Origin of the sequence: Paenarthrobacter sp. Y-19, assembly GCF_029223985.1 — a bacterium.
Lineage (GTDB): Bacteria > Actinomycetota > Actinomycetes > Actinomycetales > Micrococcaceae > Arthrobacter > Arthrobacter nicotinovorans.
The window spans coordinates 2,184,161-2,198,116 of the sequence record NZ_CP119414.1 but is presented as its reverse complement, the minus strand read 5'-3'; the positions used below and the strand labels follow the sequence as shown (position 1 = coordinate 2,198,116).

General features: G+C 62.2%; 11 protein-coding genes and 1 tRNA gene. 9 read left to right on the top strand and 3 right to left on the bottom strand.

The features are described from left to right. Positions 1-51: 51 nt before the first annotated feature. Together PYR64_RS10310 and aceE are read right to left on the bottom strand one after the other, a co-directional pair. Positions 52-1,296, bottom strand: coding sequence for a helix-turn-helix domain-containing protein (locus PYR64_RS10310; RefSeq protein ID WP_018776193.1), 1,245 nt, complete (start codon positions 1,294-1,296; stop codon positions 52-54). A gap of 184 nt (positions 1,297-1,480) precedes the next feature. Then, a complete protein-coding gene (gene aceE / locus PYR64_RS10305) occupies positions 1,481-4,267 on the bottom strand; it encodes a pyruvate dehydrogenase (acetyl-transferring), homodimeric type (RefSeq protein ID WP_275779770.1) in 2,787 nt (928 codons plus the stop codon). 381 nt (positions 4,268-4,648) lie between these two features. Here aceE and PYR64_RS10300 point away from each other — a divergent pair, with 381 nt between their 5' ends. The 8 genes from PYR64_RS10300 (at position 4,649) to PYR64_RS10265 (ending at position 11,874) form a co-directional block, all read left to right on the top strand. After that, entirely contained in the window at positions 4,649-5,068 is a 420-nt protein-coding gene (locus PYR64_RS10300) for a DUF3052 domain-containing protein (protein WP_018777877.1), read from the top strand. Further along, a complete protein-coding gene (locus PYR64_RS10295) occupies positions 5,065-5,568 on the top strand; it encodes a peroxiredoxin (RefSeq protein WP_018777876.1) in 504 nt (167 codons plus the stop codon). Before PYR64_RS10300 ends, PYR64_RS10295 begins: the two co-directional genes overlap by 4 nt. Beyond that, positions 5,565-6,521, top strand: a complete 957-nt coding sequence (locus PYR64_RS10290; RefSeq protein ID WP_275779768.1) for an NAD-dependent protein deacetylase — start codon at positions 5,565-5,567, stop codon at positions 6,519-6,521. Before PYR64_RS10295 ends, PYR64_RS10290 begins: the two co-directional genes overlap by 4 nt. 66 nt (positions 6,522-6,587) lie before the next feature. Beyond that, positions 6,588-6,663, top strand: a tRNA-Val gene (locus PYR64_RS10285). A 225-nt stretch (positions 6,664-6,888) separates the two neighbouring features. Beyond that, entirely contained in the window at positions 6,889-7,179 is a 291-nt protein-coding gene (locus PYR64_RS10280) for a hypothetical protein (protein ID WP_275779766.1), read from the top strand. A 208-nt stretch (positions 7,180-7,387) separates the two neighbouring features. Continuing rightward, entirely contained in the window at positions 7,388-8,182 is a 795-nt protein-coding gene (locus PYR64_RS10275) for an IclR family transcriptional regulator (protein WP_275779764.1), read from the top strand. Between the two features lie 135 nt (positions 8,183-8,317). Then, the gene (locus tag PYR64_RS10270) at positions 8,318-9,670 is read left to right on the top strand and encodes an MFS transporter (RefSeq protein WP_275779762.1); all 1,353 of its coding nucleotides are present in this window, start codon (positions 8,318-8,320) and stop codon (positions 9,668-9,670) included. Between the two features lie 149 nt (positions 9,671-9,819). Continuing rightward, complete coding sequence (locus PYR64_RS10265; protein WP_275779760.1) at positions 9,820-11,874, top strand: acyltransferase family protein; 2,055 nt, start codon at positions 9,820-9,822, stop codon at positions 11,872-11,874. A 6-nt stretch (positions 11,875-11,880) separates the two neighbouring features. Here PYR64_RS10265 and PYR64_RS10260 read toward each other — a convergent pair whose 3' ends face one another. Beyond that, positions 11,881-12,948 (bottom strand): D-2-hydroxyacid dehydrogenase, encoded by a 1,068-nt coding sequence (locus PYR64_RS10260; RefSeq protein WP_275779758.1) that lies wholly within the window; start codon positions 12,946-12,948, stop codon positions 11,881-11,883. 70 nt (positions 12,949-13,018) lie between these two features. On the opposite strand from PYR64_RS10260, the gene PYR64_RS10255 reads away from it, so the two are divergent. After that, on the top strand, positions 13,019-13,933 hold the full coding sequence (locus tag PYR64_RS10255; RefSeq protein ID WP_275779756.1) for an NAD(P)-dependent oxidoreductase: 915 nt from the start codon (positions 13,019-13,021) through the stop codon (positions 13,931-13,933). Positions 13,934-13,956 lie beyond the last annotated feature (23 nt).

Below are 13,956 nucleotides of genomic sequence, written 5' to 3'. Positions count from 1 at the left end.
GTTTTGGTACACCAAGCTCACTGGGTCAGTTTGTAGGAAGTCTACAACGGTTCAGCTCTGCGAACGTGACGCATGACGTTCCGGAACGGCTTTCGGCGGAGCCGAAAGGCGGCCAACCACCAAGGCGGTTTGCAGAACAAACGCCTCCCGCGGAAGGAGGGGATCCCAGCCTGTCACGTCGCAGACACGCTTCAAACGGTAGCGCACCGTATTGGCATGGACGAACAGTTCCCGGGCCGTAGCCTCCAGTGAATGACCCAGTTCAAGGTAGGTGCCCAAGGTCTCCACGAGGCCGTTTGAGGCGGCCAGGAGCGGCCTGTAGATGTTCTTGATCAACGATCGCCTGGCTGCGTCATCGCCCGAGACCACGCGCTCCGGTAGCAGATCGTCTGCTGCGACGGGGCGGGGCGCCGAGGGCCACGCACGGGCGGCCGTGAGGCCGGCGAAGGCGGCCTGGGCGGAACTGCTCGCTTCCAGCAAAGATCCGGCCTCCGGACCGTAAACCACGGCACCGGGGGCAAAGAGTTCACTGAGTTTGAGGTAAGCGGTGTCCCGGTCCTGGACGCCACCAAGGATCAGGATGAGCCGGTCGCCCTGGATTCCCACCAGCGCATCCTCGGCAAATCGCCCGGCAGTACGGCGCAGTTCACTGACGTAGCTTGCACTGGGTTCCGACGGAGAGTTGCCCACCATCACGGTGAAGCGTTCCTGTGCTTTCCAGCCCAGCGCCGCGATCCGTGACCGCAAGGCATCTGTATTTTCCCCACGGAGGATGGCATCCACGATCAGCGCCTCCAGCCTGGTGTCCCACGACCCGCGGGACTCGGCGGCACGTGCGTAAACATCGGCAGCGGCAAATGCGACCTCGCGCGAATAGCGCAGGACGGCTTCGCGCAACGACGGCTGGTCGGACTCCGGGGCGATCACCGGTACCTGGTCCTCCACCACTTCCACCACGATGCGGATCAGCTGCAGGGCCTTTTGGAGGCTGATTGAGCGGGTGAGCTCGGTGGGGGCATTGCCGAAGACGTCCGTGAGGATCCAGGACGGTGAACTGGGGCGCTCATACCAGGTCACGAACGCCGCGATGCCGTTTTGTGCCACGAGGCCGAGCGCCGATCGTTCATCGGAGCTCAGGCGGCTGTACCAGGGGAGCGATTTCTCCAGTTGGCGCATGGTGCTGGTGGACAGTTGCCCTACGTTCGCGCGGAGCTGCCGGAGAGTTTCCGCCTTTTCCGGCGACAATGCCGGGGTTGCTGCCTTGCGCTTTGACGTTGTTTTGGTGGGCTCTGCCATGGAATGAGCATACGGCCCAGCCCGGGGAACCTCCATTTGTGCGAAGGCTACAACTAGCCTTGTTGCCCGTCACGTCCCGTCGAGCGCCTGCGTACAGCTTTAAACGCCCGACGGCGGCCCCCACCTTTTGGTGAGGACCGCCGTCGCGGATGGTGCTGGTGACGCGTGACGTCCCGGAAGAAGCCTAGGCGTCGCCGCCTGCTCCGCCGGTGGTGCCGGCGTTGACATCCAGGAGCCGGTACTTCTCGATCGCCTTTTCCAGTGCGCCTTCTTCAACCTCGCCCTTGGCGGCGAGGAGTTGGAGGGTTTTGGCGACGATGGAGTGGGTGTCGTTTTTGAAGTAGCGGCGTGCGGCTTGGCGGGTGTCGGAGAAGCCGAAGCCGTCTGCTCCGAGGGAGGCGAAGTCGTTGGGGATGAATTGTCGGATTTGGTCGGGGACGGCTTTCATGTAGTCGGAGACTGCGATGACTGGTCCGGTGTGGCCGTGGAGTTGTTCGGTGATGAAGGGTGTGCGGGTGGGTTGGCCGGGGTTGAGGAAGGCGTGTTCTTCGGCGTCGAGTCCGTCGCGTCGGAGTTCGTTCCAGGAGGTCACGGACCAGACGGTCGCGGCGACGCCCCAGTCGTCGTTGAGGATTTTTTGGGCTTCGAGGGCCCAAGGGACGGACACGCCGGAGGCGAGGATGTTCGCGGTGGGGCGGTTTCCGTTTCCGGTGGTGGCCTCGGGGGCGTGGGCGAGTTGGTAGATGCCTTTGAGGAGCCCGTTGGTGTCGAGGTTTTCGGGTTCGGCGGGTTGGGTGATGGGCTCGTTGTAGACGGTGAGGTAGTACATGACGTTTTTATCGTCACTGGCCTCGCCGTACATTTGTTCGAGGCCGTGGCGGATGATGTGGCCGATTTCGTAGCCGTAGGCGGGGTCGTAGGTGCGGACGGCGGGGTTGGTGGAGGCCAGGATGGGGGAGTGCCCGTCGGCGTGTTGGAGTCCTTCGCCGGTGAGGGTGGTTCGTCCTGCGGTCGCGCCGATGATGAAGCCGCGGGTCATTTGGTCCGCGGCGGCCCAGAAGGAATCTCCGGTGCGTTGGAAGCCGAACATGGAGTAGAACACGTAGATCGGGACCAGGGGTTCGCCGTGGGTGGCGTAGGCGGTGCCGGCGGCGGTGAATGCTGCGACGGCGCCGGCTTCGTTGATGCCGGGGTGGATCAGTTGGCCTGCGGGTGATTCTTTGTAGGCCAGGACGAGGTCGCGGTCCACGGAGAGGTAGTTCTGGCCTTTGGGGTTGTAGATTTTCGCGGTCGGGAAGAACGCGTCCATGCCGAAGGTGCGGGATTCGTCCGGGACGACGGGCACGAACCGGGCGCCGAAGTTTTTGTCGCGCATGAGGTCTTTGAGGAGCCGGACGAAGGCCATGGTGGTCGCGGCTTGTTGTTTGCCGGATCCGCGTTTGGCGACGTCGTAGGATTTGGCTTCGGGCAGGGTGACCGGGGTGTGGGTGCGGCGCCGTTCGGGCACGAACCCGCCGAGTTCGGCGCGGCGGTCCATGAGGTATTTGATTTCCGGGGCGTCCATGCCGGGGTGGTAGTACGGGGGCCGGTAAAGGTCGGCGTCGAGCTGGTCATCGCTGATGGGGATGCGCAGGTGGTCACGGAAGGCTTTGAGGTCTTCCATGGTGAGTTTCTTCATTTGGTGGGTCGCGTTGCGGCCCTCGAAGTGCGGGCCCAGGCCGTAGCCCTTGACCGTTTTGGCCAGGATCACGGTGGGTTTGCCCTTGAACTCGGTCGCTGCCTTGTACGCGGCGTAGACCTTGCGGTAGTCGTGACCGCCGCGTTTGAGGCCCCAGATCTGCTCATCGTCCAGGTCCGCGACCATGTCCTTGGTCTGCGGGGACTTGCCGAAGAAGTGCTCACGGACGAACCCGCCGGACTCGGCCTTGTAGGTCTGGTAGTCACCATCGGGGGTTTCGTTCATGATTTTCACCAACGCCCCGTCCTTGTCCGCTTCCAGGAGGGAGTCCCATTCCCGGCCCCAGACGACCTTGATCACGTTCCAGCCCGCACCGCGGAAGAACGCTTCGAGTTCCTGCATGATCTTGCCGTTGCCACGCACCGGCCCGTCCAGGCGCTGGAGGTTGCAGTTGATCACGAAGTTCAGGTTGTCCAGGTTCTCGTTCGCTGCCAGCTGCAGCAGACCACGGGACTCGGGCTCGTCCATTTCCCCGTCACCAAGGAACGCCCAGACCTGCTGGTCCGAGGTGTCCTTGATCCCACGGTTCTGCAGGTACCGGTTGGACTGGGCCTGGTAAATCGCGTTCATCGGGCCGATACCCATCGACACGGTCGGGAATTCCCAGAAATCAGGCATCAACCGCGGGTGCGGGTACGAGGACAACGCATGCCCGGCCTTGGACTTCTCCTGACGGAACCCGTCCAGGTCTTCTTCGCTCAACCGGCCTTCCATGAACGCCCTGGCGTACATCCCCGGAGACGCGTGGCCCTGGAAAAACACCTGGTCCCCGCCACTGGGGTGGTCCTTGCCGCGGAAGAAATGGTTGAAACCCACCTCATACAACGTCGCAGCACCGGCATAAGTGGAAATATGCCCACCCACACCAATATCGGAGCGCTGCGCACGATGGACCATCACCGCAGCGTTCCACCGCATATACGCCCGGTACCGGCGCTCGAACTCCTCGTTCCCCGGGAACGGTGCTTCCTGATCCACCGGGATCGTGTTCACATAATCAGTGGTCGTCACCATCGGCACACCCACCGACCGGGCACCAGCACGCTGCAACAACGAACGCATAATGTACTGAGCCCGCTCGGTACCCTGCTCAGCGATCAACGCATCAAGGGACTCAATCCACTCCGCGGTCTCTTCCGGATCACGATCAGGCAGCTGGGCAGTCAACCCGCTGAGGATGTGTGAGGTCTCTTCTCCTGCAGCCACGTCCAACCTTCCTTTAGGCGCATGCATCGGCGCCTCAGGTCTGGCAGGGTGACTGCCCGTCGTGAACGCGTCGTGTGCGACATCTCGGTTTCAACAGCCCGGTCGGATGCGCCGGGCAGGTCTTGTGAGCGCTTGGCTGCCCAGTAGAATTCTGCGGGGCGATCGCCCTGCAGCCAGAGCGCTCATGGCCACTCTAGCTTTCGCGGCGCTGCTATGCGTAGCCGCAGCCCCCGCAGGGCGTTGTATGTCACATCTGAACGGCTTCCGTGACGTAAAGCACGCATGTGCCACGGGGCCGAAACACCCCAGGTGGTGCGGAATGTGCCCCGGTGCAGGGAGAATGGCTTGAAGCAGGCGCCCAAAGGGTGTTGGCTGTTAGTAATGGAAGTCACTTCAAAAGGAGGAAACGTGAGCGAGGCCGACGCCGCCACATCGGTAAATGTGGCGGAACGAATGGGTTTCAAAGATGGGGATCTGATTCAGGAGCGCGGCTACGACGATGACGTCGACTTCGACTTGCGTGATGATATTGAAGATGTCACCGGCTCGGAATTGCTCGATGAAGACGATCATGACGTCGTTGATGCGGTCATCTTCTGGTGGCGCGACGGCGACGGTGACCTCGTTGACGGGCTCATGGATTCGCTCACTACGCTGAAGGAAGGCGGAGTTGTCTGGGTACTGACGCCCAAGTCAGGAAGGGATAACTACGTGTCTCCGGCCGATATCCAGGACGCAGCCCCTACTTCGGGACTTCACCTGACTACCTCCGCCGGGGTATCCAAAGACTGGAGCGCCACACGGCTGGTGCCCAAGAAGAACAAATGACGGAAGTCCAGCAGGCACCTGCTGCGGTCCAGGGCCCCCGTACAGGTGAGCCTGCACCTGATTTCGAACTTCTGAACCAATACGGTGAGCCTGTCCGGTTGTCGGACTATCGCGGCCGAAACGTCGTCGTTGTCTTTTTCCCTTTTGCCTTCTCAGGCATCTGCACCGGCGAGTTATGTGAGATCCGCGACAACATGGCGCAGTTCAACGACGCTGATGCAACAGTGCTGGCAATTTCCGTCGACAGCAAATTCGCTCAACGGGCCTACGCCGAACATGAGGGCTTCGACTTCGATCTCCTGGCGGACTTCTGGCCGCATGGAGCTGTTGCCCGGGATTACGGAGTCTTCGATGAAGCCAGCGGAATGGCCCTGCGGGGAACTTTCATCATCGATGCGGCGGGCGTTATCCGTTACGTCGTGGTCAATCCGCGGGGCCAGGCGAGGGACTTCAACGAGTACCGGAGGGCCCTATCGGCCTTGGTGGAACAACAGCCATGAGCAACCGGGGGCCAGGCGTGGGGATGACGGGGTTCGCCAGCATGGCACCTGCGGCCGCAGTGCAGCTTGAACCCTCGGAGCTGGAAGCCTTGGATCCTGCGGTGCGCGTCCTGCAGGGCCAGCGCCTGGCTGTCCTCACGGGAGCCGGATTGAGTACCGACTCCGGGATACCGGATTACCGGGGACCGGGTTCTGCGCCACGAAACCCCATGACCTACCAGGAGTTTATTGGGAGCGAGGCGAACAGGAGGCGTTACTGGGCCCGCAACCACATCGGCTGGTCCCACCTCCGGCATGCCGACCCCAATGCCGGCCATGCCGCCGTCGCGCTGATGGAACGGCGAGGCCTCCTGACGGGGCTCATCACCCAGAACGTGGACAGGCTCCACGAGGATGCCGGAAGCGTCAACGTGGTGGATCTGCACGGGCGCTTCGACCAGGTGATCTGTCTTTCCCACGGACACACCTTCAGCAGGCAGCTGATCGCGGCCATCCTGGAAGAGATCAACCCAGGCTTCGTTGAAGCTGCTGTGGAGTCCGGCCTGGTGGAGATGGCGCCGGACGCCGATGCCACGGTGGATGACCCCGAACTCATCACGTCGTTTGTCATGGCGGTGTGCCCGATCTGCGGCGGAATCCTGAAGCCTGATTTCGTGTACTTCGGGGAGAACGTCCCCAAGGACCGCGTAGCCCGTGCCTACGGCATGGTTGATGACGCGGAAGCTCTGTTGGTTGCAGGCTCGTCGCTGACGGTGCAGAGTGGCCTGAGGTTCGTCCGCCATGCGTCAAAAGCTGGCAAGCCTGTGGTCATCATCAACAGGGGGATCACCCGCGGGGACGAACTTGCTTCAGTGAAACTTGAGCTGGGCGTCAGCGGTGCATTGGACTACCTTGCGCGGGCTTTGCCTGATCTTCCGGCCGTTCCAGACTCGATTGGTGTTTCCGGCAGTTGATCATGTAGAGTCATTGTTCGTTGGTTGAAGCGCTGAGGAAGTCAGAGGCTGCTGAAACCGCAATATGGGTCTTTAGCTCAGCTGGTAGAGCGCCACGTTTACACCGTGGATGTCATCGGTTCGATCCCGGTAGGACCCACCAGGAAGCCCCGTCACTCACGGCCGCAAGGTTCGAGAGGGCGGGGCTTTTTCGTACTCAATTCACTTTGTTGTTTCATGCCCGGAGCCTTTGTCCCCTCAGCGCCTTTATCCTCCCTGCGCCTTGTCCCCTCGACGCCGTCACTTGGAGTCCGGTCATCTGCCGTCAGTGCTTCCTTCCGCCGGTAGCGACCTCTCATTGTCGTAGCCTCCTCCTACGGTTGACTCCATGGAGCACGTTTACATCCGCACAACCGCCCAAGGCGAGCCGGCCGCCGTCGTGAGAGGAGGCCGGGAGTGGAAGATCGCGGTGGAGCCCGTCCGATGGTTCGAAAGGGTTGCCTGGTGGGAGGTATCGAAGCGGATGCCGCGCGGAACCGGCCGCGTGGATGTTGAGGTCCTGCAGGTCCAGGTGCGCTTGGGGAACAACGCCCGTTCCGCTCTCACCACATGGCAACTGGTGCGCGATGGATCAGGAGGGGGCTGGTGCCTTCGGGGTGAGGACGCCGCGGCAGCATAGGGAGCTTGAGCCGGCAATCAGCAGAAGGCAGGAAATGGATGAGCTCTCCACCGCGACTATTGGGGGATGCCGCGGTGGAGAGCTCGAAAATGAATATACAGCCAACTTTTGGGTTTGGAAAGCCGGACAGGTCAGCGACACCTGCTTGCCACTATGATGGGTATTGTTCAGCAGATTGAACACTGAGTTGCAATGACGAAGGAGAATCATGGCCGATTCCCGCACCACCCGCTCCGAAGGGTTGGGCGCTTCGTCGCCGGCCCCCGCCGTCACGCGCGCCGCCGCCGTCCTGGAAGCCCTTGCTGATTCCCCTTCCGGCCGCTTGACCCTCAGCGATTTGTCCCGCGAGCTGGGCATACCGAAGTCATCAACATCGAACCTGCTGCTGGCGCTCGAGGAAGCGCGCCTCATCACCAGGCAGGGCGCAGATTTTGCGCTCGGGCGGAAGCTGGTGGAACTCGGAGCTGCGTACCTCAGCCGCCTCGACGAAGTGCAGGAGTTCTACAAGTACTGCGAGCAGGCTCCAACGCTCTCCGGCGAAACGGTCCGCATTGCGATGCTCGACGGCGACCACGTCATCTACCTGGCGCGTTACGAAGGGCATCCCGCCGTGCGGTTGACGTCCAATATCGGTGACAAGATGCCGGTCTCGCTGTGCAGTGTGGGCAAGGCGTTGCTGGCACAGCTGCATGACCACGACATCGAGGCCATGTTCCCGGACGGTATGGAATTGCCCACAATGACTGCCAACTCACTCCGGACGGCCGAGGAACTCAAGGCCCAGGTCACCACGATCCGCCAACAAGGCTTTGCTTTCGAGGATGAGGAGTCCACGGTAGGTGTCGTTTGCCTGGCCGTCCCTGTACCCACCCACGGCGCGCATGGACCCAGCCTTGGTCTCTCGGTGACCGCATTGAAGGCCACATATTCGGAAGAGCAGGGAGCTCTCATGGTGAAAGAGCTCAAGGAGTTGGCGCGTTCGCTGGGCAACCCCATGGGCTGATTTTCATAAATCTGATTTTAACCTTGGCATTGCGTTCAGCAAGCTGTACTCTGTTCATCATAGTGATCTTGGCGGTGATGCCATCACTATCTCACTGGGCCAACGGGGGCCCGGGGTGATTTTGAGGGAGTGCTTGTGACAACTCGTACTAAGACAAACTTCGCGGCGGAAGCTGACGAGGCCGTCGTTGAACCGGAGCAGCTCCGGCGGGCGACGCTGGCCAGTTCCGTGGGCTCCGCCCTGGAATACTACGATTTCTACATCTACGGCCTCGCTTCGGCGCTGATCTTCGGGCCACTGTTCTTCTCGCCGCTCGGTCCGGACGGGGCATTGATCGCCTCCTTTGCCACGTATGGTGTCGGATTTGCTGCCCGTCCCTTCGGCGGCTTGATCTTCGGCTACATCGGTGACCGGTTCGGCCGCAAGATGGTCCTGATCCTGACGATTGCCTTGATGGGCACGGCAAGCTTCGCCATTGGCCTCCTGCCGACCTTTGAGCAGGCCGGGATGCTGGGTGCGGTGCTGCTCGTGACCCTGCGTATCATTCAGGGGCTCGGTGCCGGCGCCGAGCAGGCCGGCGCAACCACGCTGATTTCCGAAGTCGCGCCGCGTCGTCGTCGTGGTTTCTTCGCTTCCCTGCCGTTCGTCGGCATTCAGCTCGGTACCCTGCTTGGCGCCGGCACGTTCGCGCTGATCACCCTGGCGGACAAGTCGGTCCTGCAGGGCTGGTTGTGGCGGGTACCGTTCCTCGCCAGCTTCATCCTGATCGTGATTGCCATCTTCATCCGGCTCAAGCTCAAGGAAACTCCTGCCTTCCAGGAACTCGAAAAGCACAAGAACGTAGTCAAGAACCCTATTGGCGCTTTGTGGAAGCACTCCAAGAAGAATGTGTTGATCGGCATTGGCCTCCGCATGGGCGAAAACGGGAATTCGTCAATCTACTCTGCCCTGCTCGTCTCGTTCATGAGCATGCCCGCGGGAGTCTTCGCGGGCAACAACTCCATCGGTCCTGTCGGTCTGTTGATCGCCGCTGGATTCGCAGCAGTCATGGTGGTGACCTTCGGTGCGTTGTCCGACAGGTACGGTCGTGTCCCGGTCTACCGCTACGGCGCGTTGTTCCAGGCGATCATTGCCGTACCGGCCTTCTACCTGGTCACACTGGGCAATGTCACCTTGGTATGGGTGGTCATGGCAGTCGGAATCGCCATCGGTGTCCAATCGATGCTTGGTCCGCAGTGCCCCCTCCTGCCTGAACTGTTCGGATCGCAGTACCGGTTCACCGGTGTGGCCATGAGCCGTGAAATTTCAGCCGTCCTCGCCGGTGGCCTTGCGCCGCTGCTCGGAGCGCTGATGCTGGCCGCCACCAACCACTCCTGGCTGGTGCTCGCCATCTACTCCTTGGTCCTCGCGCTCATCTCCTTCGTGACCACCTTCTTCACCCCCGAGACGGCAGGCCGCGACCTCGTCAGCACGGAAGACGCCAAGTAGTCGCCGAAACCGCTGCTACAACACGCCTCAGGACGGCGTCCCCCCACAGGAGGGACGCCGTCCTGTTTTCTTTGCGGCGTCCAACCCCGGAGTGCTGGAAATTCGCGGACCGCGGGGCAGAATTGGTGCAGCGATAGAGGAGCGTGTCCATGACGGCAACCAAAGGCGTGGCATCGCCGGAAAGCCCCGGCCAAATCCGGGGCTCCAGAGGCACCAGATTTCGGCCCGAGATCCAGGGGCTCCGTTCACTGGCCGTGCTCATGGTGGTGTCGTATCACATCTGGTTTGGCAGGGTTTCGGGAGGCGTGGACGTCTTCCTGCTGATTTCGGCTTTCCTGATGACCCTCCAGTTCGTCAGTCGGTATGAGGAGTCCCGGCCGGTGTCGCTGGTCCGGCACTGGCTGCACCTGTTCTGGCGGCTGCTTCCCGCCGTCGTCGTAGTGCTGACGGGTACATTGGCAGCAACGTTCGTTATCGTCCCCCGGACGAGGTGGACTGAGATCGTCAACCAGGCCTGGGCTTCCCTGTTCTACGTACAGAACTGGCTGCTGCAAAAGCAGGTGGTCAATTACTACGCCGCTGACCACAGCCTGGCGAGCCCCATGCAACACTTCTGGTCGTTGTCCATCCAGGGGCAGGTCTTCATCCTATGGCCGGCGATCTTCGTCACTACCGCGTTGGTGTGCCGGAGGTTCGGCTTGCGATACCGGTCAATGTTGCTGGGAATCTTCGGGCTGATCTTCGTCGCGTCGCTGAGCTACTCGATATACTTCACCAGCGCTCACCAGGAACTGGCCTACTTCGACACTCTTGCCCGGCTGTGGGAGTTTGCGCTGGGTACCCTGGTTGCCCTGCTGCTTCCCTTCCTGCGCCCAGGGCGTGGCCTGGGTACCGTACTGGGTTGGGTGGGTGTTGCTGCGATGCTCAGTTGCGGTGTGCTCCTCCAGGTCCGCTCGGCGTTCCCGGGCTTCGTGGCGCTGTGGCCCACCCTCGCGGCTGTGGCTGTCATCGTGGCAGGACAGACGGGAAGCCGTTTCGGGGTGGACCGTATTCTTTCCTCCAGGTTGCTGGTGGGGCTCGGGTCTACCTCGTATGCCCTGTACCTGTGGCACTGGCCGCTGTTGGTCATCACCCTTGTGTGGATCGGCGAAGACCACGCGGACGCACTGACGGGCGCGGCGATCGTGGGTGTTTCCTTGCTGCTGGCCTACCTCACCACCAGATTCGTGGAGCAGCCGCTGCGGTCATGGCGCTGGCCGGAGGCAAAGCGTCGCCGTCTGGCCGTAGCGGTATTGCTTTGCCTTGCTGTGGGAGCGACGCCGATGACGGTGTTCGGGTTCCAGCAGCAGCAAGAGAAGAACGCCATTGCCGGCCAGGGCATGGATGACAACCCGGGCGCAAGGGCGTTGCTGCCAGGCTATGTCAACCGGGTGGGCAAGGACGCCAGGACGCTCCCGACGCCTGAGCAGCTTCCGGCGGACTGGGGCAAGCTTGACGGCCCCTGTACCGGGGAGCTGCGTCCCCAGGACCCGGTCCTGTTCGCGGAGTGCCAGCAGAACGACGTCGGCGCGGATGCCGCCAAGACCATCTTCGTTGTGGGGCAGTCACATTCCCTGCAGTGGCTCGGCGCCATCGGCCCCATGGCGAAAGAGCGCAACTGGCGGGTGCAGGCCATTACGTTTGGAGCCTGTCCATTCATGACTCAGACGGACGAGGTTGGCGACGAATGCAATGCCTTCAACCGGAATGTCCGCGAACACATTCGGCGTTACCGCCCGGATGCTGTTTTCCTTGTCGGGACCGCGGCTGTCCCGGATTCTCCGGATGAGGACCTTACGTGGGGACTTGATGAACTGGTGGGGGAGATTACCGATCAAGGTGTGGGGGTCATCGCCATGCGGGACAACCCACGGTTCTCCTTCAGCCCCAGCGAATGCGCCATGGCTTCGGGCGTCGACGATCCCCGTTGCCGTCCCGCCCTGTCCTCTGTGCTGGCCGCCGACAATCCGCTGGATCAGCTGGAAGGAACCTTCACCGGCCTGTCCATCCTGGATATGACCGACCTGATCTGTGATGGTGCCAGCTGTCCGGGGATCATTGGCAACGTCTACGTGTACCTGGACGACAACCACCTCTCGAGCACATACACCAGGAGCATGGCCGATGCATTGTCCGAGAGGTGGCTCAGCGCCACAGGTTGGTAGTCCGGTTTAGTAGAAGTGGACCGGGTCCACCAGGTGGGGGAGTTCGCCACCGTCCAGGAAAATGCGCAGGTTGTTGCGGAATCGTTCGGCGATGAGCCTGTTTTCCGCCGCGCTCAATGCCGAGGTGTGCGGCGACACCAGGACCTTGGGGTGGTTCCACAAAGGGCTGTCCTGAGGCAAGGGCTCCACTGCAAACACGTCCAGGCATGCGTATCCAACCTGTCCGTTGTCCAGTGCCGCGAGCAAGGCGTCCTCGTCCACTACCGTGCCGCGCCCCACGTTGACGAAAACTGTTCCTGGCCTCATGGCAGAGAAGATGTCCTTGTTGAACAGCTTTTCCGTGTACGGCGTGCCGGGCAGCGTGTTGACCACGGCGTCGGCGTCGGCGAGGAGGCCGGCCAAGCCGTCTTTGTTGGTGACTTCGTCGATTCCCTCAATGGCTTCGACGTTGCGTTTGGTTCCGCTGACCCTCATGCCCAGGGCGCGCGCGATGCGGGCCGTTTCCATGCCGATTTCACCGAGGCCCGCGATGACAACCTTGGAACCGTTGGCCAGCTTGGTGGGCGTCCGCAGTTCCGGCCAGAACCTGGCGGCCTGGTCCTGTGCCATCTCGGCGCTGCGCTTGAAGCCGTTGAGGATACCGAATGCCGAGAATTCCGCCAGCGGCAGGGCGTGGACGCCGGCAGAGGTGGTGACATGGAACTTCCGGAGCGTTTCGGTGTCCAGGCCTGAGGCCTTGACCGCTCCACCGGCGCCGGCTGCCATGGCGTGGATCCACTGCAGGTGCGGGTTGCTTTTTGCGATGCGCGCAAGGCCGGCGGGACTTTCGTTGGGGAAGCCATAGAGGACCTGGGCGCGGTTCAGCATGGCCCAATAGCGTTCTTCCTGTTCCGGCGACCTTTTGAACGCGGGGTCGCCCGCGTGGTCTGCCGGGAACCGTTCCGGAGGAAGCAGCTCCGGTTCGTAGAGAACTGTTACGGAGGGATCTACAGCGCGGATCTGCTCTACGTGCTCAGCTTCGAGCGGTACAGCGATGGCGATGGTAAGTTCATCAGTCGTCATGGTGTTCATCATACTGAATGGCGGCTAGGATATTGAACAGAATTTACGTAAATGACCACGACGAAGTGAGGTGTTACCTGCCATGACCACCAACCGCGTGGGTTTTGTCGGGCTGGGTCTGATGGGCGCGCCGATGGCCTCCAACCTGGCCGGCGCCGGATGGAACGTCACCGCCTGGAACCGCTCCGACGCCGCGTTCGAAGCTCTCCCCGGCATTAACCGGGCCGCCAGCGTGGCCGCGTTGCGTGACGAGGACGCCATCATTTTCATGCTTCCCGACCTTCCGTTCATCGAAGAAGCGGCAGCGGAGCTGCTCGAATCCTGGGGGAGTTCGGCGCCGCGCCCGGGGACCGCCGTCGTCGTCATGAGCAGTGTCTCCCCAGCGGGTGTCCAGCGGTTCGGCGAACTGGTGCACCAGGCAAGCGGCGGCAATGCCGTCGTAGTGGACGCGCCGGTGAGCGGCGGAACTGCCGGTGCACAAAGCGGAACCCTTGCCATCATGGTGGGGGCCGATGAAGGAACCTTCGAGCAGCTTGGGCCGCTTTTCCAGGCCATGGGCACCACCGTGCGTCGGATGGGACCCCTGGGGTCGGGGTCGCTCGCCAAGGCGTGCAACCAACTGATTGTCGGAACCACGACGGCGGCCCTCGCCGAAGCTGCGGAACTCGCCGAACGCTCCGGGATGGATGTAGGGGCTCTTTTCGAGGTGCTGTCCGGAGGACTGGCGGGAAGCCGGGTGCTGGACAACGTCGGTCCGCGCTTGGCAGCCAAGGACTACACGCCAACTGGACCGGCAAAATTCATGCACAAAGACCTCGGGTTCGTGCTCGCCAGCGCTGCGGCAGCCGGCTCCGCCACGCCGATCGCTTCGGCGGCACATGACCTGTACGCCGAACTCAAACGCCAAGGGCTCGGCGACCGGGACCTCGCCGTCGTCCGGCAGGCCATCGCAAACCTGGGCCGGACGCCTGTCCCCATCACGTCCAACAGCAACTGAACCGTCGCAACTGAAGAAGGAAT